The following is a 17,434-nucleotide window of genomic DNA, read 5'->3' as shown; positions in this document are numbered from 1 at the left end:
GGTCAGGCCCGTGCTTCCGCGTAGTCCCTGGCGTGGCCGAGGGTGGCCCGGCTGTTGGTGGACAGCGCGCCGCGCACGTACTCCTTGGCGTCCTCGACGGTCGCGTCGGCGCCGAGAATCCTGGCGATGTTCGCGGTGTTGATGGTGACGGTGTGCTGCGAGGAGGCGAAGACGCCCGTCTCGTCCTCGGCGAAGGTCCAGTAGCCGGTGTGCAGGGTCATGAGCGCCGGCAGGGTCACCTGCTTGTAGGCGATCTTCTCGTGCGGGAACGTCACCCGGTACGACTTGGTGGTGTGCACCGAGCCGTCCTTCGCGCGGGTGTCCATCTCCAGTTCCTGGAGCCCGGGTGACGGCTCGCCGAAGCGGACGGTGGCGACGTGCGGCAGCCGCTCGGGCCAGGCCTGCGCCTCGTTGACGAAGTCGAAGACGTCCTTGGCGGAGCCGTTGACGCGGACGGTGTCCTCGAAGGAGAACGTGAGGTCCTCGGCGGCGTGCGCGGCCTCCACGTTCTCCTTCAGCGCGGCCAGCTCGGAGCGGGAGTTGCGGTCGACGGCCTCGTCGATCCACGCCAGGCTCGCGGGGTCGTCGTCGACGGCCCGGTAGTCGTGCAGGAGCCGGACCCGCGACCCGTCCTCGGAGAGGGGCTCGATGATCCAGGTACCGCCCATGGCGGCGACGGGGTGCGCGGAGACCTCCTGACGGAAGGTGATCCGCAGCCGCTCGGGGTCCAGGGTGCGGCGCGAGGTCCAGTTCTTGGCCTCGCCGCCCGCGGTGGCCCAGATGTGGATGCGCTCGGCGCCCTCGCCCTGCTCCTCGTGCTCGACGTAGATGGTCGGCGGGAAGATCCGCGGCCAGTTCCGTACGTCGGCGATCAGCCGGTAGACGGCGGCGGCCGGGGCCGCGACCGTGATCTCGTGTTGCACTTCGCGCAGTCCGGGCTGCGACATGCTGTGCTCCTCGGTTTCGGGGGTCGGTTCGGGGGTCGGTCCGGACGGCTCAGAAGTTGCCGAGGCCGCCGCAGACGTTGAGGGCCTGCGAGGTGATGGAGGCCGCGGTGTCGGAGACGAGGTAGCCGACCAGGCCCGCGACCTCCTCGGGGGTGGAGTAGCGGCCGAGCGGGATCTTCGCCTGGAACTTCTCGAGGATCGCCGCCTCGGTGGCGTCGTAGGCGGCCGCGTAGCCCTGGCGCACCCGCTGTGCCATCGGCGTCTCGACGTACCCCGGGCAGACCGCGTTCACGGTGATACCGGTGGGGGCGAGCTCGTTGCCGAGGGCCTTGGTGAAGCCGACGACGCCGTGCTTGGACGCCGAGTAGGGGGCGCCGAGGACGACACCCTGCTTGCCGGCGGTGGAGGCGATGTTGATGACGCGGCTGCGGGACTTGGCGCGCATGCCGCCGGTGGTCAGCACCTCACGGGTGAGCCGGAAGACGCTGTTGAGGTTGGTGTCGATGACATCGGCCCACAGCTCGTCGGTGAGCTCGGCGGTGACGCCGCCGCCACTGCGGCCGGCGTTGTTGACCAGCACGTCGACGGTGCCGAAGCGGTCCACCGCGGCCTGCACGAAGGCACGGGCGTCGTCCGTGGAACGCACGTCGAGGGTGGTGCCGTCGACGTCGAGGCCCTCGCTCTGGAGCTGCTTCACGGTCTTCGCGACGTTGTCGGCGTCGCGGGCTCCGATGAACACCCGGTGGTCCTGTACGGCCAGGAGTCTGGCGACGGCGAGCCCGATTCCGCTTGTGCCGCCCGTGACCAGGGCGACCCTCTTGTCCTGCTGCGACATGTCTGTGTTCTCCGTAGACGAAGGGGGCGGGGCGCGGCCGGCCGCCGCGACGCGAGCCGTCGCGGCGGCCGGGGTGATGCGGTGCGGGCCCGTGGGGATGACCCGGGCGGCCGTCAGGACGCGACGGGCTCCCTGAGGTAGCCGTTGATGGCGTCCACCAGGCTGCGCGGTGTGCGGTGGTCACTGAAGATGTCGTCGTCGAGGGATATGCCGTACTCGCGCTCGATACGGCCACCGGTCTCCAGGAGAGCCAGGGACTCGTAGCCCAGCTCCTCGAAGTCGGTGTCGAGGATGTCGCCGTCGAGGTCGACGCCCTCCTCCGCTCCGGCGCCCTCGAGGAGGATGCGCTTGAGGTCGGCGATGGTGAATTCCTTGCTGGACATACGGGGTCGTCCCTTTCTGGGTTCGCGTACCCGCGCGGGTACGGGGCGGTGAAGTGCCGCCGCCCGCGCGGCGGTCGTCGGGGCGGCGGGGTCGTCGTGGCCGCCGGGCGGTCAGCCGGCGGCGCGGACGACGAGGGCGGAGTTGAAGCCGCCGGCGCCGCGGGCGAGCACCAGGGCGGTGCGCACCGGCGCGCTGCGCGGCTGACCGGTGACCAGGTCGAGGTCGAACTCGGGCGACAGCTCGACGTTGGTGGTCGGCGGGATCAGGCCTTCGCGGATCGCCAGGACGGCGGAGACCACGTCGACCGGGGCGGCACCGGAGCACAGGCGCCCGATCATCGTCTTGGGCGCGGTGACCGGGACTCGGGACGGCCCGAAGACCGCGGTGATCGCGTCGGCCTCCCGGCGGTCCAGGTCCGGGCTCCCGGCGGCGTCGGCGAAGACCACGTCGACGTCACCGGCCGCCGCGCCGGCGTCGGCGAGGGCCACCTCGATGGCGTGCCGCAGCCCGGGTTCCCTGCCGCTGCCGGGCTTCGGATCGAAGGTCGCGCCGTAGCCCGCCACCTCGCCGTAGATCTTCCCGGCGCCCCGCTCGCGGGCGGTCCGCTCGTCCTCCAGGATCAGCAGCGCGCCGCCTTCGCCCGGCACGTAGCCGTTCGCGGCCGGGTCGAAGGGCAGGTAGGCGCGCTCGGGCTGGTCGCTGGTGGAGAGGCGGCCCCCGGCGATCTGGGCGACCCAGCCCCAGGGGCAGATCGAGGCGTCGAAGCCGCCGGAGAAGATCAGCTTGCTGCCCTTGCGGATCTGCCGGCGTGCCTGGGCGATGGCGTCGAGGCCACCGGCGTGGTCGCTGACGACGACACCGCTGGGACCCTTCATGCCGTTGCGGATGGATATCTGGCCGCTGTTGACGGCGTAGAACCAGGCGAAGGACTGGTACGCGCTGACGTACTGACTGCCCTGGCTCCACAGCTTCTTCAGCTCGTTCTGGCCGAACTCGAAGCCGCCCGAGGTGGACGCGGTGACGACGCCCATGTCGTACGCGGGGATGTTGCCCGGCTCGACCCCCGCGTCCTCGAACGCGCAGTCCGCCGCCACCAGGGCGAGTTGCGTCATCCGGTCGGTCTGTGGGATCAGCCGGCTGGGCAGGTGGTCGCCCGCCTCGAAGCCACGGATCTCCCCGGCGAGCCGGGAGGGGTAAGGGGACGGGTCGAAGCGGGTGACAGGGCCGATGGCGTTCTTGCCGACCCGGGTGGCGGCCCAGAACTCTTCCACGCCGAGCCCGTTGGGCGTCGCCACGCCGATGCCGGTGATGACTGTCCTGGAGCTCATACGGTGTTTCTCCCGTGTCGGGCGAGGACCATCGCGCTCTGGAATCCGCCGAAACCGCTGCCGACCGTCAGGACCGTGTCGACGCGCTGTTCGCGCGCGGTGAGCGGCACGTAGTCGAGATCGCACTCGGGATCGGGGGTGTGCAGATTGGCGGTCGGCGGCACCACGTGGTGCTCCATCGCGAGGACGGACGCGGCGATCTCGATGGAGCCGATGGCCCCGAGCGAGTGGCCCACCATGGACTTGATGGAGCTGACCGGGGTGCGGTACGCGTGGTCCCCGAGACTCAGCTTGAACGCCGCGGTCTCGTGCCGGTCGTTCTGCTTGGTGCCGGAGCCGTGCGCGTTGACGTAGTCGATCCGGTCGGGGTTCGTCCGCGCCTCGCCGAGGGCGACGTCGATCGCCTCCGACATCTCCCGGCCGTCGGGACGCAGTCCGGTCATGTGGAAGGCGTTGCAGCGCGAGGCGTACCCGGCGATCTCGGCGTAGATGTGCGCGCCGCGCCTGCGGGCGTCGTCCAGTTCCTCGAGGACGAAGACGGCGCTGCCCTCACCGAGCACGAAGCCGTTGCGGGTGCTGTCGAAGGGCCGGGAGGCGTGCTCGGGGTCGTCGTTGCGGGGCGTGGTGGCCTTGATGGCGTCGAAGCAGGCCATGGTGATCGGCGAGATCGGGGCGTCCGTCGCCCCGGCGATCATCACGTCCGCCGTGCCCTCGCGGATCAGTTCGACGGCGTGGCCGACCGAGTCGAGGCCGGAGGTGCACCCGGTGGAGACCACCGTGGCCGGGCCCTCGGCGCCGACCGCCCACGCCACCTCGGCCGAGAAGGAGCTCGGCACGAAGTAGTTGTAGAGGTGCTGCGGCGCGTAGGTGTGGTCGACCAGGTCGAGGGCGCCGTTGTCACTGACCACGCGGTACTCGTCGTCGAGCCCGGTGGTCGCGCCGACGGCGCTGCCGATCGTGACACCGGTGCGGTACGGGTCGAGGCCGGCGAGGTCGAGCCCGCTGTCGGCGAGCGCCTCGCGGGCGGTGACCACGCCGAACTGGGCGGCGCGGTCCATGCGGCGGATCTCCTGCGGAGTCAGCCCGTGCAGTTCGGGGTCGAAGTCGGCCTCGGCCGCGACCCTGGACCGGAAGGAGGAGGGGTCGAAGAAGGTGATCCCCCGGGTCGCCGTGCGTCCTTCGCTCAGCAGACTCCAGAAGTTCTTGGTGCCGATTCCGCCCGGCGCGAGCACTCCCACTCCGGTGATCACTACCCGGCGGCCCACTGTCGGTGGCCCCCCTTCGTGTCGGTGTGCGACGGCTTCACCGTTCGGCCGTCCAGTCGTAGAAGCGGCTGGCCATCGCGTCGGCGGGAGAGCGCCAGGTCGCGGGGTCGTACGCCGCGACGAACGGCTTCAGGTCGTCGCTGATCCGCACGAACCGCGGGTCGGTCCTGGCCTCCTGGATCAGTTCGCCGCCGTTCTCGCCGTCGAAGTCCTGGAGGTGGAAGTACAGGCCGTTGTACGAGAACAGCTGACGGCGCCGGGTGCCCATGCGGTGCGGCATCTCGGACCGGTCGAAGTCGGCGAACAGCTCGGCGACTTGCGCGCTGGACTCCACGTCCATCCGCGCCACGATCAGGGTGCTGTGCATCTCTTCTCTCTTCCTGGTGTTGAGCGGTTCAGCGGGCGGACCCGGGGCTGAACAGGCGGATGAAGTCGGCCACCCCGGCGGCGATCAGCTCGTCGGTCTCGAAGTCCGGCAGCGGCAGGGCGCCGTGGAACGAGTGCTGGACGACCGGACCCGAGACGAGCTGCACGAACCGTCCGGCGGCGTGCCCGGCATCGGGGATGTCGAGCAGCCCCCGGCGGGCGGTGGCCTGCAGTCGGCGGGCCAGCTCCCGCTGGGCCTGGCGCGGCCCGGCGGTCTGCCACATCTCGAGCACCCCGGCGGGCAGCCGGGTGGCCTCGGCGCCGACGTGCCGCACGATCGCGAAATGCTCGGGGAAGGCGGTGAGCGGCGTCAGCCAGGCGCGGCCGAGGGCCGCGAGGTCCTGCTCCAGGTCGGTGACCTCGCCGAGGTGCTCCTCGGCGGCGACGGTCAGCGCGGCGGCGACGGAGGCGGAACCGTCGAGCAGGACCGAGAGCAGCAACTGCTCCTTGTCCTTGAAGTAGTGTCCGACGGCCTCCGGTTCGAGGCCGGCCTCGTCGGCGACGGCCGCGAGGGTGGTGTGCGTCCAGCCCTCACGGGCGAAGACGCGACGGGCGGCGGAGAGGACGTTCCGGCGTTCTTCGGCCGGCCCGGCCTTGACCCGTGTGATCGTTGCCTGCGGCGTGCCCATGTGTGTTCCTCCCGTTGCGTGCTGTTCCGGACCGCGGCGCGGGGCGCGTGACCGCGGGCGCGGCGGCGCGTGACCGCCGACGTGGCGGCGCGTGACCGCCACCGCGGCGTGGTGGACCGTCGGCGGGGTGCGGGTGACCGCCCGGTTGCGTTCTCCGTGCGGTGTGGTCCGGCGGTGCCGCTCAGCCGGTGAGCGGCGCGCCGAACCAGCGCTCCAGTGCCATCGGCAGATCGTGGTGACTGCCGGGCGCGGCCCAGGCGACGTAGCCGTCGGGGCGGACCAGCACGGCCGCGGTGCCCCGCAGTCCGCCGTCCGCGGAGATCCCCGCGGGCTCGGCGGGCTCCGCGGTGACGATGTCGACCCGGTCGGACCAGGCCGCGGCACGGGCCCTCAGGCGGGGGTTGTCCGTGAGGTCGAGCAACACGCCGCGGGCGGAGTGCAGCAGTTCGGTGCTCGTGGTCGCGCGGGTCGCGGTGGTGAGGTCCAGCCGGGGCATCCGCCTGCCGAGCAGGGGATGGCTGCCGGTCCCGACGTCGTAGGTGATCTCGAGGCCGCTCACCATGGCGGCGAGGTGCCTGGCGACCTCGTCGTACCGGATGAGTTCGCCGAGCACGTCGCGCAGCGGCTGCACCTCGGCGCCGCTCAGGAACAGCAGGCCTTGGGCCCGGGTGTTCATCAGCAGCCGCCTGCCCACCGCGTGCCGCTCGCCGTGGTAGGTGTCGAGAAGCTCTTCGGTGGCGGTCCCCTTGACCACGGCGCCGAGCTTCCAGCCGAGGTTGACCGCGTCCTGGATGCTGGTGTTCATGCCCTGCCCGCCGGCCGGCAGGTGGATGTGGGCCGAGTCGCCGGCCAGGATCACCCGGCCGCGGCGGTACTCGGTGACCTGCCGGGTGGCGTCGCCGAAGGCACTGACCCAGACGGGCTCGGCGTGTGAGATGTCGTCGCCGGTGAGCCTCTTCCAGGCGTCGGCGACCTCGTGCCAGGACGGGGGCGCCTCGCGGCGCTGCGGCGGCGTGCCGCGCTCGCAGACGATGATGCGGGTGACGCCGCCGGGCAGCGGGCCGACCATGACCATGCCGCCGGGCAGCGTCTCACCGATCATGCGGGGCGGGAGGTCGATGCCCTTGATGTCGGCGAGGTACATCTCCATCGTGGCGGCCGTGCCCGGGAAGTCGAAGCCGGCGGCCTTGCGGACCTTGCTGCGGCCGCCGTCGCAGCCGACCAGATAGGCGGCGCGCAACGAGTGCTCGCCGTCGGGCCCGCGCACCCCGACGGTGACGCCCGAGCCGTCGTCGGTCAGCGACAGCACCTCGTGGCCGCGCCGGATGTCGGCACCCAGGCTGATCGCCCACTGTTCGAGGTGGGTCTCGGTCACCGACTGGGGCACGGTCTTCGCGGCCTGGTGGGCGCCTTCGAGCAGACCGAAGTCGATGGGGAGCCCGCCGAAGTGCCCCTGGGTGCTGGTCTCGACCTCGCCGAACCGGGACAGGACGCCCCGCTGGTCGAAGACCTCCATGGTGCGTGCGGTGAAGCCGAGGCCCCTGGACTCTCCGGTGCGCTCCGTCAGACGCTCCAGGACGACGACATCGACTCCCGCGAGCCGCAGTTCGCCCGCCAGCATCAGTCCGGCGGGGCCCGCGCCCACGACAATCACGGCAGCGTCCATGTACCTCTCCTTGGCGTGTAGAGGATTCCTTCAAGGGATGACGTATGCGTCAGCCGGGCACATGAATGCCGGGCGGCCCGTGCAGCTCGACACAGAACTGCGGAAGCTAGTAACGAGCTTCTTCGGCCGGGAAAAGAAAGACAAGGCCCCCTTGGTCACGTCTGTGTGAGGTTCCGTCAGGCGATCGCGCGAATCGTAGGCGCAGTGCAGATGAAGTACAGAGGAACGCAAAGCCGACCCCGGAACGGACTTTTCTCCAGAACACCTGCAGAATGCGCCGAGTTCCTCACGGGCATGTCAGAGATTCCCCAGGGCATGCAATTCCGGTTGCCCTCCGCCGCGGCACCGAATTAGTTTCGGTGGCTGCAGACCATGAAAAGGGGGATCACGGTGAGCGAGGGAACGATCCGTAGGGCCATGGTGACCACGGCGTGCACGGGCGCGGGCTGCCGGCGCAGAGAGGCTGCCGGGCAGGCCGTGCGACGCGCGGCACGGGGCACGGCGCTGTGCCTGCCGTGCCGGGAACGGCTGATGCGGGAACTGCGAGGGCTGCCCGCGCTGTACGCGGAGTGCGCGCGGCGCCTCGACATCAGCGCGGGGCCCGACAGGGACCGCGTCTCCGGCGGCTCACTGCCGGGACTGCCGCTCAACACCGCGGCGGTGGAGGCCCGCTCGGCGATCGTCTCGGTGCTCGCCTCCTGGTCGGCCACGGTGGCCGAGCAGCGCGGCATCGGCGCGCCGCAGCGCGCGGTCGAGCAGCTCGCCGGGTTCCTGCTGCGGCACACCGACTGGCTGGCCGCGCACCCGGCGGCGGGCGAGTTCTCGCAGGAGGTGGCCCGGTTGGCACGCGGCGCCGCACGGGTGGTCGACCTGGCGCCGAACCGGCGCGTCCCGATCGGCGGCTGCGTGGAGGACGGCTGTCCGGGCCGGCTGACGGCGGCGGTCCGTCCGGACCGGCCCGGGGTCCCCGCCGAGATCACCTGCGACGCCGGCACCGGGCACCGGTGGATGGGCCACCAGTGGCTGCGCTTGAGCCGCCTGCTCGGCGTGCGGAGGGACCCGGGCACGGCGGGCGGGGGCGCCACGACCGGGGTACCCGCGGCCGGGGGTGCGGCAGCCGCCGGGGCACCGCGGACCCGCTGGCTCAGCGCGGCCGGTGTCGCGCGTCTGTGGAACGTCCCGCCGGGCACGGTCTACCGACACGCGAGCCAGCAGCAGTGGCGCCGCCGCACCGAGCAGGGCCGTACCTACTATCACGAGGCGGATGTCGTCCAGACATTCCGCACACTGCGCCGCACCGCCTGAAAATCATCCGCGCACCGCCCGGCCGGTGCCGCTTCCGGTGACAACACCGGGACGGCACCGGCCGGGCACAGCCATGTTTCCCTTTCGTTTCCCCGCAGTCGAGTCCCCACCATTTTGGGGGTGCGGCCGGTATTGCCGCCGACCCCGGAACGACTGCTTCCGACAGGAAACGGAAATCAGTAATCCGATTCCCCGGCACCCTCGGCGGAAATGCCTCACCAAGCGGCATCACGGATGATGCCGGCCGGGCCGTCGTCAGTCCTTGATTTCGCAGATCGTGGCGCCGGAGGTGATGGAGGCGCCGACTTCCGCGTTGAGGGCCTTGATGGTGCCGGTGCGGTGGGCGTTGAGGGGTTGTTCCATCTTCATGGCTTCGAGGACGACGACGAGGTCGCCTTCCTTGACTTCCTGGCCCTCTTCGACGGCGACCTTGACGATGGTGCCCTGCATGGGGGAGGCGAGGGTGTCGCCGGAGGCGGCGGGGCCGGACTTCTTGGCGGCGCGGCGTTTGGGTTTGGCTCCGGCGGCGAGGCCGGTGCGGGCCAGGGTCATGCCGAGCGCGGCGGGGAGGGAGACCTCCAGGCGTTTGCCGCCGACCTCGACGACGATGGTCTCGCGGTCGCTGTCGTCGTCGGTGTCGGTGTCGGCGGGGGCGGCGAAGGGTTTGATGTCGTTGGTGAACTCGGTCTCGATCCAGCGGGTGTGGACCGTGAACGGGTCGGTGGAGCCGGTGAGTTCGGGGCCGAAGGCGGGGTCGGTGACCACGGCGCGGTGGAAGGGGATCGCGGTGGCCATGCCCTCGACGTGGAACTCGGCCAGGGCGCGGGCCGCGCGCTGCAGGGCCTGCCGGCGGGTGGCGCCGGTGACGATCAGTTTGGCGAGGAGGGAGTCCCAGGCGGGGCCGATCACGCTGCCGGACTCCACGCCCGCGTCGAGGCGGACGCCGGGGCCGGTGGGCGGGGCGAAGGTGGTGACGGTGCCGGGGGCGGGGAGGAAGCCGCGGCCGGGGTCCTCGCCGTTGATGCGGAACTCGAAGGAGTGGCCGCGCAGTGGCGGGTCGTCGTAGCCGAGGTGTTCGCCGTCGGCGATGCGGAACATCTCGCGGACCAGGTCGAGGCCGGTGACCTCCTCGGTGACCGGGTGTTCGACCTGGAGGCGGGTGTTGACCTCCAGGAAGGAGATCGTGCCGTCCGCGCCGACGAGGAACTCGACGGTGCCGGCGCCGACGTAGCCGGCTTCCTTGAGGATGGCCTTGGAGGCGGCGTACAGCTCGGCGTTCTGCGCCTCGGACAGGAAGGGGGCCGGGGCCTCCTCGACGAGTTTCTGGTGGCGGCGCTGGAGGGAGCAGTCGCGGGTGGAGACCACGACCACGTTGCCGTGGGAGTCGGCCAGGCACTGGGTCTCGACGTGGCGGGGCTTGTCGAGGTAGCGCTCCACGAAGCACTCGCCCCGGCCGAAGGCCGCCACGGCCTCGCGGACCGCGGAGTCGTACAGCTCGGGGACCTCGTCGAGGGTGCGGGCCACCTTCAGGCCGCGTCCGCCGCCGCCGAAGGCCGCCTTGATCGCGATCGGCAGGCCGTGCTCCCGGGCGAACGCCACGACCTCGTCGGCGCCGGAGACCGGGTCCGGGGTGCCCGCCACGAGGGGGGCGCCGGCGCGCTGGGCGATGTGCCGGGCGGCGACCTTGTCACCGAGGTCGCGGATCGCCTGCGGGGGCGGGCCGATCCAGATCAGGCCCGCGTCCAGGACCGCCTGCGCGAACTCCGCGTTCTCCGAGAGGAAGCCGTAACCCGGGTGGAGGGCGTCCGCGCCCGCGTCCTTCGCCGCCTGCAGGACCTTGCCCATGTCCAGGTAGCTGGTGGCGGGGGTGTCACCGCCCAGGGCGAACGCCTCGTCCGCGGCCCGCACATGCAGCGCGTCCCGGTCCGGATCGGCGTACACGGCCACGCTCGCGATCCCGGCGTCCCGGCACGCCCGGGCGACGCGGACAGCGATTTCGCCTCGGTTGGCGATCAACACCTTGCGCATGGACCAACTCTCCTGTCAGTACGAATACGTCGGATCACCCTCCCCGCGATAGGCCTCAGGGATCTACGCGGGTCCGTACAGGTTTCGGTCAACTCCCCCGGCGCACAGGGAGACGGTGTCCGTGCCCGCCGGGTACGACGGGGCTCGTGGCGGCCACCACACCCGTCGGACGCGGCCCGCCACACCCGTCGGACGCGGAACGTCCCGCCGTACGGCCGACCGATGCCGCCGCCCGCCGCGCGTACCACTCGCGCAGGCGCGGAAGGTGCACGTCCGCGGGCGTGCCCGGCACCGTGTGCCCCAGATCGGCCCAGACCGGCGTGCTGTCGAACCAGTGGTCGGTGGCGACCATCTCCAGAGCGTTCGCGGCCTCCCGGTCCCCGCGCAGCCGGAGCCGGGCCGCGGCGGGAGTGGTCTCCGGCGCCGGCGCGACCCCCGCCGCGGCGGCGACGGCGCCCAGCAACTGCGAGGCCTCCACCGGTGCGGGCAGCGCCGCGTGGTAGAGGGACGCCGACAGGCGCTCACGCGGGGCGAGTCCGACGCCCACCAGCAGGCCGGCCAGTTCCGTCACGGAGATCACGGAGAGCCTGGCGTCCCAGCCCGACGTGCCGCCGGCCAGGGCGTGCAGCAGCCGGACCAGCCCGGGAACCACCCAGGCGTCACCGGGGCCGTACACCAGGTACGGCCGCAGCACGAAGCCCCCGGCGGCCAGAACGGCGTCCTCGGCCAACGCCCGCGTCCGTGACGTCGCCGACCGCGGCCTGCGTTCGAGGTCCGCCGGAAGGGCGCCGCGGAAGACGCCACGGCCGTACACCGACGCGGTGCTGAGGTAGACGATCCGGGAGACCCCCGAGCGCTGCGCCTCGGCGACGAGCGCGGCGGTCCCCCGGGCGTTGACGGTGTGGCTGTCCTGGGGGGTCCCTCCGATCAGGGAGGCGCAGTGCAGCAGCACGTCCACGCCCTCACACACACCGCGCAGCGAGTCCGGATCGGCGAGGTCGGCCCGCACGGAACGCATCGGGCCCGGTCCCGGGCGCTCCAGGGTGCGGTGGTGCGACATCAGGGTCAGGGCCGCTCCCCGCCGGGCGGCCTCGGCGGCGGCCCGACGGCCGGTGAAACCGGCCGCGCCGGTGATCATCACGGTCGGCACCGGGTGTCCCCCCGGTCCGCGGAGCGTCAACGGACCGGAGTGCTCAGGATGATGTCGGCGGTGAAGACGGTGGTGCCGCCCTGCACCCCGGTCACCCGCACCGGCGTCCGTCCGGTGACCGTCTCCTGCGGGGCCGCCTCGATCAGGCAGGGCGTGTCGAGTTCGGCGTAGCGCGTGAAGGTGCTCTGGACACCGGTCACGAGTCCGCCGACGCGGCCCGTGGTGGCGTACGCGGCCTGCCGGGCCGCCTCCAGGAGCACCATGCCCGGTATGTGGTCGACCGGGTGGTCGAAGAAGACCGGGTGCGAGCCGTCGACGCGCAGGGTGAAGGAGCGGCCGCCGCCGGATGTGGCCACCTCGTCGGTCAGCACGACGTTCTCCGCGCCGGAGCGCCCCACGGACGCCGGGTCGACCGTCGTGCCCGTCTGCTGGGGTACGCCGGTCGACCGGTCGCCCCGAAGTCTGCGGTAGACGGCCGGAGCGATGCAGGTGAAGGACGCCGTCGCGGTGGCCAGCGCCTTCTGGCCCATCCGCACCGTGACGTCGTAGCGCATGCCGGAGAGATTCGTGCCCCGGCGGACCACGTCGCGGCACTGCGTGTGCAGTTCGACCTCGGTGGGTTTCGGGGTCGCGCGCAGCAGTTCCGGAGTGGTGCTGATCGCGATGTCCCGCATCATGAACTGGTGCCCGAACGGCACCGAGAACTCGGCGTGCGCCAGCAGGGAACCGATCTGACGGACCGACTCGACGAGGAGCATCGGGTCCTGATAGCCGCCGGACGGGGCGAAGAGGCAGTGGCCGCGCGGCCACTGCGCTCCGACCACGAAACGCTCTCCCGGCCCCTGCGGATCGAGCGGCTCCCAGCCGGTGAGCAGGACTTCCGAGACCGCCGCGCGGTGCACTAACTCGCGGGGCACCGTGCTGGTGAGGACGGGAGCCGCCGGGGCCGCACGCAGGACCGCGGCCGGCAGGCCCTCGATGGTGCCCAGCCGGTGCGTCCGCGTGGTCCGCTGAGGCTCGTGTACCGAAAAGGCGTGGGTCTGGGTCGACATGTGTGCCACTCCTGAACTGCTTCGGGGCAGGGCAGGGCACACCAATCGGCGGCGCCCCCTGAGCCGGGTGATCGGACTCTTTAAGTACAGACAGGTCTGTCGGATAAATCAAGTAGAGACTTGACTCGGCTTTTACCGAAACCAGCCACACCCGCCCCTTGGCACCCACCCCTCAGGTCCACCCGGGAGAAAAATGGAGCGCAGGACTCCTTTTGACAGTCCGTCAAGAGATTCAGACGTAACTTGCCCTGCTCTTTACAAACAGACACGTCTGTTTGTTATCGTGGGGGATACCACCGGACTCCGACGGCCCTCATCCCTGCGTGTCACTCGGGAGCGAATCCATGAACTTACAGGTTGTCGACCCTCACGGCGCTCACCGCAGCAAACGCCACAGCCCCACGGCGCCGGCACAACCGCGCACGACCGTGCCCGGTCCCAGACTCTCTCCGGCGTCCGGCGCCGAACACCGGCCCCTGCGCATCCTGGTGGTGGAGAACCGGCCCGCCGACGCCGACGCACTGGTCCAGGACCTCCAGCGGCAAGGGCACCACGCCGAGCACGTGGACACCGGCGGCGCCGCCCTCGACGCCCACCACGACGCCGATCTGGTCCTGCTCGATCTCGACCTGCCGGACCTCGACGGCCTCGAGGTCTGCCGCGGCATCCGGGCGGTCAGCGACACCCCCGTCATCGCCGTCACCGCGCGCGGCAACGAGCTCGACCGGGTACTCGGCCTCCAGGCCGGCTCCGACGACTACCTGGTCAAGCCGTACGGGTTCCGCGAACTCCTGGCCCGCATGGAGGCGGTGATGCGGCGCTGTCGGCCCCGCACCGAGACGGCGCGCACCTACGCTCACGGCCCGCTGCACATCAACGCGGCCACGCGCGAAGTCACCCTGGACGGCGAGGCGGTGGAGCTGACCCGCAAGGAGTTCGACCTGCTGCACCTGCTCGCGGTGCGCCCCGGCGCCGTCGTCTCGCGGCGTCAGCTGATGATGCAGATCTGGGACGACGCCTGGTCGCAGCGGGGACGCACGATAGACACCCATGTCAGCAGCCTGCGCGGCAAGCTCGGTTCCAGCAGCTGGATCATCACCGTCCGCGGCGTCGGCTTCCGCCTCGGCCACCCCCGACAGTGAGACGACCGCCCCGGCCGGCCGGGGCGGTCATCCGCGGGCCAGCCGTCCCTGGAAAGGTTGGGCATATGATGCAGACAAGTCGGTTTGCCAACGAATACAGGGACGAGACATGGCACTGCAGGAACGCGGGATCAAGTCCCGGAATCTGATCTTGAGGGCGGCCGCAGAGGTCTTCGACGAACGCGGATACGACTCCGCGAGCACCACCGAGATCCTCGAACGGTCGGGGCTGACCCGTGGCGCCCTCTACCACCACTTCCCCTCCAAGGAGGCCATCGCCGTCGCCCTGCTCACCCTGCACGGCGAGGCCGTCTCCTTCACCGCGCAGCCGGTGAAGATCCAGGCCGTCATCGACCACACCTTCACCTTCGCCAGCGGACTCCAGCACGATGCGGTCCTGCGCGCCTGCGTGCGCCTCGCGGTCGAGCAGACCAGCTTCCGCAGCCACGCGGTCACGCCGTACCAGCAGTCCGGCGAGTCCGTGCGGACAACCCTGGCCCAGGCCCAGGAGCAGGGCGAACTCCTGCCCGGCCTGGACCTGACCGAGGCCGCGGACATGATCACCGGAACGTTCACCGGGATCCAGGTGATGTCGCGGGTCCAGACGAACCGGGAGGACCTGCCCGAGCGCGTGGGCGTGATGTGGCGCTTCCTGCTGCCGGGCCTCGTGGTCCCCGGCATGATCGGCCGGCTGCGGCTCACCCCACCCCTGGCGACCGAACCCGCCGACGCCGTACGCGAGCCCACCCCCGTCTGAGCCCCGGGGCTCCCCACCGCGCCGCCCCTCTCTTCCCCTCCCCTCACTTCCCGAGGACCGCCGCGCGAGAATCCCACCTCTTTCCCGGCGACACACTGTCAGAAGAAACAGACAAGGCTGTACGCTTTACGGAAGGGCGTACCCCCGTCGCCCCTTCCTGCCCCTGTACGTCACAACGGGTGCGCAGACGTACGCGGGTCGGAGCGGAACAGAAGAGTGGGAACCTGATGGACAAACGTTCCGAGCACACCCGCCAGTTACTCGTCGACGCCACAGCGGGTCTCATAGCCGAAGGCCGGTTCACCGATGCCGGGCTCGTGAACATCTGCCGGGCGGCCGGGGTCAGCAGAGGCGCGCTCTACCACCATTTCGACTCCATCGCGGACCTGGTGGCAGAGGTGTACGCGCAGGCTCGCGTGCGGGTGGACGGCCTCGTGGAGGAGGCGTTCAGCCATCCGCCGGCCAAGGCCCCGGCCGGGTTCAGCATCGCCCTGTGCCGGGCACTGCTCGACGAGCACATGGTGCGCGCGGGCGTCCGGGTCGGGCCCGACGGCACGAGCGACCCGCCCCGGCTGCGCGAGGAGGCTCTGACGAGGATGCGCGAGCAGATGGTCACGAACCGCCCCGGAAGCGACGCCGCCGCCGACCTCGCCGTGGTCGTCACCGCCGGACTCGAGTCGCTCGGCCACACCGACGTCTACTGGTGGCAGCCGAAGACCGTCCAGCGCATCTGGGGCCTGGTCCATCACCTGGACGGCGTCTCCTGACACCCGACACCCGGCGACGAGCGGTTCCGAAGCCCCTCCGGCACTCCCGGACCGGCCGCTACGCCAAGGCCAGACCCCACCTCACCAAGGCGGCCACGCAACCCCAGGTCAGACAAGATCCGACCTGGGGGTTCCAAAAGAGCCCCCTGTCGGATTCGAACCGACGACCTACGCATTACAAGTGCGTTGCTCTGGCCAGCTGAGCTAAGGAGGCGTGGCCCCTCGCGGGGGCGTCCGTGCAGTGTACCCACGTCACAGGGGGTGCTCGTCGAAAATTTCCGCGAAGTTCACAGGGGTCCGGGTACTGACAGACCGGGTGAACGGGAGGTACCGTCCTGACCCAATCCACTCCCGTGGACTACACCACCGCGGCCCGGCCGTGGTGGATCACCACCTTTACAACGGATCGTCCGGCACGTTCCTGCCGGTGAAGGGGGCCTACGACCCATGGCCACAGTTACGTTCGACAAGGCGACCCGGATCTACCCGGGTTCCACGAAGCCCGCCGTGGACGGTCTCGAGATCGAGATCGAGGACGGCGAGTTCCTCGTTCTGGTCGGCCCGTCCGGTTGCGGCAAGTCCACCTCGCTCCGCATGCTCGCGGGGCTCGAGGACGTCAACGGCGGCGCCATCCGCATCGGTGACCGCGACGTCACGCACCTGCCGCCGAAGGACCGGGACATCGCCATGGTGTTCCAGAACTACGCGCTCTACCCGCACATGACCGTCGCCGACAACATGGGCTTCGCCCTCAAGATCGCCGGCGTCAACAAGGCGGAGATCCGGCAGAAGGTCGAGGAGGCCGCGAAGATCCTCGACCTCACCGAGTACCTGGACCGCAAGCCGAAGGCCCTCTCCGGCGGTCAGCGCCAGCGTGTCGCGATGGGCCGCGCCATCGTGCGTGAGCCGCAGGTCTTCCTCATGGACGAGCCGCTGTCGAACCTCGACGCCAAGCTCCGTGTCTCGACCCGTACGCAGATCGCGTCGCTCCAGCGACGCCTCGGCATCACCACCGTCTACGTCACCCACGACCAGGTCGAGGCCATGACGATGGGCGACCGGGTCGCGGTCCTCAAGGACGGTCTGCTCCAGCAGGTCGACACCCCGCGCAACATGTACGACCGCCCGGCCAACCTCTTCGTCGCCGGCTTCATCGGCTCCCCGGCCATGAACCTGGTCGAGGTCCCGATCACCGACGGCGGTGTGAAGTTCGGCAACAGCGTCGTCCCGGTCAACCGTGAGGCCCTGAAGGCCGCCTCCGACAAGGGTGACACCACCGTCACCGTCGGTGTCCGCCCCGAGCACTTCGACATCGTCGAGCACGGCGGCGCCACCACCCTGTCGAAGGACAGCGAGGACGCCCCGGCCGGCCTCGCCGTCTCCGTCAACGTCGTCGAGGAGCTCGGCGCCGACGGTTACGTCTACGGCACCGCCGAGGTCGGCGGCGAGACCAAGGACCTCGTGGTCCGCGTCAACGGCCGCCAGGTCCCGGAGAAGGGCGCGACGCTGCACGTCGTCCCGCGTCCGGGCGAGAACCACGTGTTCTCGACCTCCACGGGCGAGCGCCTCTCCGACTGAGCCGGTCAAGGCCGACCGCCGTGATCGTCCGCGAAACCACCGACCCGGGATAAATCACCCAGGTTGACGAAAAAGGCCCCGCAAACATCTGCGGGGCCTTTTTCACTGCCCCCAACTACCCCGGCAAACACGCTCATTTCGACCGGCGTTCGTCAACACGGCGCCCAGGAAACGG

16 protein-coding genes and 1 tRNA gene are annotated in these 17,434 nt (G+C 70.9%); 5 read left to right on the top strand and 12 right to left on the bottom strand.

Features of this window, described 5'->3' with window-relative positions; translation table 11 throughout:
* Positions 1–2: 2 nt before the first annotated feature.
* From J8M51_RS41070 to J8M51_RS41035, 8 genes are all read right to left on the bottom strand, one after another.
* Positions 3–947, bottom strand: a complete 945-nt coding sequence (locus tag J8M51_RS41070) for an aromatase/cyclase (RefSeq protein ID WP_086757688.1) — start codon at positions 945–947, stop codon at positions 3–5.
* A gap of 49 nt (positions 948–996) precedes the next feature.
* The gene (gene fabG, locus J8M51_RS41065) at positions 997–1,782 is read right to left on the bottom strand and encodes a 3-oxoacyl-ACP reductase FabG (protein ID WP_086757689.1); all 786 of its coding nucleotides are present in this window, start codon (positions 1,780–1,782) and stop codon (positions 997–999) included.
* 113 nt (positions 1,783–1,895) lie between these two features.
* Positions 1,896–2,165, bottom strand: a complete 270-nt coding sequence (locus J8M51_RS41060; protein ID WP_086757691.1) for an acyl carrier protein — start codon at positions 2,163–2,165, stop codon at positions 1,896–1,898.
* A gap of 111 nt (positions 2,166–2,276) precedes the next feature.
* Complete coding sequence (locus J8M51_RS41055) at positions 2,277–3,494, bottom strand: ketosynthase chain-length factor (RefSeq protein ID WP_086757693.1); 1,218 nt, start codon at positions 3,492–3,494, stop codon at positions 2,277–2,279.
* Entirely contained in the window at positions 3,491–4,759 is a 1,269-nt protein-coding gene (locus tag J8M51_RS41050) for a beta-ketoacyl-[acyl-carrier-protein] synthase family protein (protein WP_086757695.1), read from the bottom strand. The genes J8M51_RS41055 and J8M51_RS41050 overlap by 4 nt, the downstream gene beginning before the upstream one ends.
* 37 nt (positions 4,760–4,796) lie before the next feature.
* Positions 4,797–5,126, bottom strand: a complete 330-nt coding sequence (locus tag J8M51_RS41045; protein WP_086757697.1) for a TcmI family type II polyketide cyclase — start codon at positions 5,124–5,126, stop codon at positions 4,797–4,799.
* A 28-nt stretch (positions 5,127–5,154) separates the two neighbouring features.
* Positions 5,155–5,814, bottom strand: coding sequence for a TetR/AcrR family transcriptional regulator (locus J8M51_RS41040; protein WP_086757698.1), 660 nt, complete (start codon positions 5,812–5,814; stop codon positions 5,155–5,157).
* A gap of 181 nt (positions 5,815–5,995) precedes the next feature.
* Positions 5,996–7,480 (bottom strand): FAD-dependent monooxygenase, encoded by a 1,485-nt coding sequence (locus J8M51_RS41035; protein WP_086757700.1) that lies wholly within the window; start codon positions 7,478–7,480, stop codon positions 5,996–5,998.
* Positions 7,481–7,870: 390 nt separating this feature from the next.
* Between J8M51_RS41035 and J8M51_RS41030 the strand changes: the two genes are divergently transcribed.
* The gene (locus J8M51_RS41030; protein WP_143673252.1) at positions 7,871–8,785 is read left to right on the top strand and encodes a hypothetical protein; all 915 of its coding nucleotides are present in this window, start codon (positions 7,871–7,873) and stop codon (positions 8,783–8,785) included.
* A 255-nt stretch (positions 8,786–9,040) separates the two neighbouring features.
* On the opposite strand, the gene J8M51_RS41025 is transcribed toward J8M51_RS41030, so the two are convergent.
* The 3 genes from J8M51_RS41025 to J8M51_RS41015 all read right to left on the bottom strand — a co-directional run bounded on the left by J8M51_RS41025 (position 9,041) and on the right by J8M51_RS41015 (position 13,015).
* Positions 9,041–10,813 carry an acetyl/propionyl/methylcrotonyl-CoA carboxylase subunit alpha gene (locus J8M51_RS41025; RefSeq protein ID WP_267299964.1) on the bottom strand — a complete coding sequence of 591 codons (1,773 nt, stop codon included), beginning with the start codon at positions 10,811–10,813 and terminating at the stop codon, positions 9,041–9,043.
* Positions 10,814–10,901: 88 nt separating this feature from the next.
* The gene (locus tag J8M51_RS41020; RefSeq protein ID WP_086762954.1) at positions 10,902–11,963 is read right to left on the bottom strand and encodes an NAD-dependent epimerase/dehydratase family protein; all 1,062 of its coding nucleotides are present in this window, start codon (positions 11,961–11,963) and stop codon (positions 10,902–10,904) included.
* A gap of 26 nt (positions 11,964–11,989) precedes the next feature.
* Positions 11,990–13,015: a ScbA/BarX family gamma-butyrolactone biosynthesis protein gene (locus J8M51_RS41015; protein ID WP_086762952.1), complete on the bottom strand. Its 1,026-nt coding sequence runs from the start codon at positions 13,013–13,015 to the stop codon at positions 11,990–11,992.
* Between the two features lie 344 nt (positions 13,016–13,359).
* Here J8M51_RS41015 and J8M51_RS41010 point away from each other — a divergent pair, with 344 nt between their 5' ends.
* The 3 genes from J8M51_RS41010 to J8M51_RS41000 all read left to right on the top strand — a co-directional run bounded on the left by J8M51_RS41010 (position 13,360) and on the right by J8M51_RS41000 (position 15,681).
* Positions 13,360–14,157: a response regulator transcription factor gene (locus J8M51_RS41010; RefSeq protein WP_086762950.1), complete on the top strand. Its 798-nt coding sequence runs from the start codon at positions 13,360–13,362 to the stop codon at positions 14,155–14,157.
* 109 nt (positions 14,158–14,266) lie between these two features.
* On the top strand, positions 14,267–14,914 hold the full coding sequence (locus J8M51_RS41005; protein WP_216591101.1) for a ScbR family autoregulator-binding transcription factor: 648 nt from the start codon (positions 14,267–14,269) through the stop codon (positions 14,912–14,914).
* Between the two features lie 227 nt (positions 14,915–15,141).
* Complete coding sequence (locus J8M51_RS41000) at positions 15,142–15,681, top strand: TetR/AcrR family transcriptional regulator (RefSeq protein WP_086760293.1); 540 nt, start codon at positions 15,142–15,144, stop codon at positions 15,679–15,681.
* A gap of 140 nt (positions 15,682–15,821) precedes the next feature.
* On the opposite strand, the gene J8M51_RS40995 is transcribed toward J8M51_RS41000, so the two are convergent.
* Positions 15,822–15,895 (bottom strand) — tRNA-Thr (locus tag J8M51_RS40995).
* A 233-nt stretch (positions 15,896–16,128) separates the two neighbouring features.
* Here J8M51_RS40995 and J8M51_RS40990 point away from each other — a divergent pair.
* A complete protein-coding gene (locus J8M51_RS40990; RefSeq protein ID WP_086760295.1) occupies positions 16,129–17,259 on the top strand; it encodes an ABC transporter ATP-binding protein in 1,131 nt (376 codons plus the stop codon).
* The last annotated feature ends 175 nt before the right edge of the window (positions 17,260–17,434 follow it).

The sequence above is a fragment of the Streptomyces griseiscabiei genome, assembly GCF_020010925.1.
In the GTDB taxonomy this organism is placed as follows: Bacteria; Actinomycetota; Actinomycetes; order Streptomycetales; family Streptomycetaceae; genus Streptomyces; species Streptomyces griseiscabiei.
Note: the sequence above shows the minus strand (reverse complement) of the source record. Positions and strands in the feature narration are given on the sequence as shown.

Excerpts from the sequence above, each read along its gene's own strand:
- J8M51_RS41070 (WP_086757688.1), bottom strand. The coding sequence starts at position 947 with ATGTCGCAGCCCGGACTGCGCGAAGTGCAACACGAGATCACGGTCGCG.
- fabG (WP_086757689.1), bottom strand. The coding sequence starts at position 1,782 with ATGTCGCAGCAGGACAAGAGGGTCGCCCTGGTCACGGGCGGCACAAGC.
- J8M51_RS41060 (WP_086757691.1), bottom strand. The coding sequence starts at position 2,165 with ATGTCCAGCAAGGAATTCACCATCGCCGACCTCAAGCGCATCCTCCTC.
- J8M51_RS41055 (WP_086757693.1), bottom strand. The coding sequence starts at position 3,494 with ATGAGCTCCAGGACAGTCATCACCGGCATCGGCGTGGCGACGCCCAAC.
- J8M51_RS41045 (WP_086757697.1), bottom strand. The coding sequence starts at position 5,126 with ATGCACAGCACCCTGATCGTGGCGCGGATGGACGTGGAGTCCAGCGCG.
- J8M51_RS41040 (WP_086757698.1), bottom strand. The coding sequence starts at position 5,814 with ATGGGCACGCCGCAGGCAACGATCACACGGGTCAAGGCCGGGCCGGCC.
- J8M51_RS41035 (WP_086757700.1), bottom strand. The coding sequence starts at position 7,480 with ATGGACGCTGCCGTGATTGTCGTGGGCGCGGGCCCCGCCGGACTGATG.
- J8M51_RS41025 (WP_267299964.1), bottom strand. The coding sequence starts at position 10,813 with ATGCGCAAGGTGTTGATCGCCAACCGAGGCGAAATCGCTGTCCGCGTC.
- J8M51_RS41015 (WP_086762952.1), bottom strand. The coding sequence starts at position 13,015 with ATGTCGACCCAGACCCACGCCTTTTCGGTACACGAGCCTCAGCGGACC.
- J8M51_RS41010 (WP_086762950.1), top strand. The coding sequence starts at position 13,360 with ATGAACTTACAGGTTGTCGACCCTCACGGCGCTCACCGCAGCAAACGC.
- J8M51_RS41005 (WP_216591101.1), top strand. The coding sequence starts at position 14,267 with ATGGCACTGCAGGAACGCGGGATCAAGTCCCGGAATCTGATCTTGAGG.
- J8M51_RS41000 (WP_086760293.1), top strand. The coding sequence starts at position 15,142 with ATGGACAAACGTTCCGAGCACACCCGCCAGTTACTCGTCGACGCCACA.
- J8M51_RS40990 (WP_086760295.1), top strand. The coding sequence starts at position 16,129 with ATGGCCACAGTTACGTTCGACAAGGCGACCCGGATCTACCCGGGTTCC.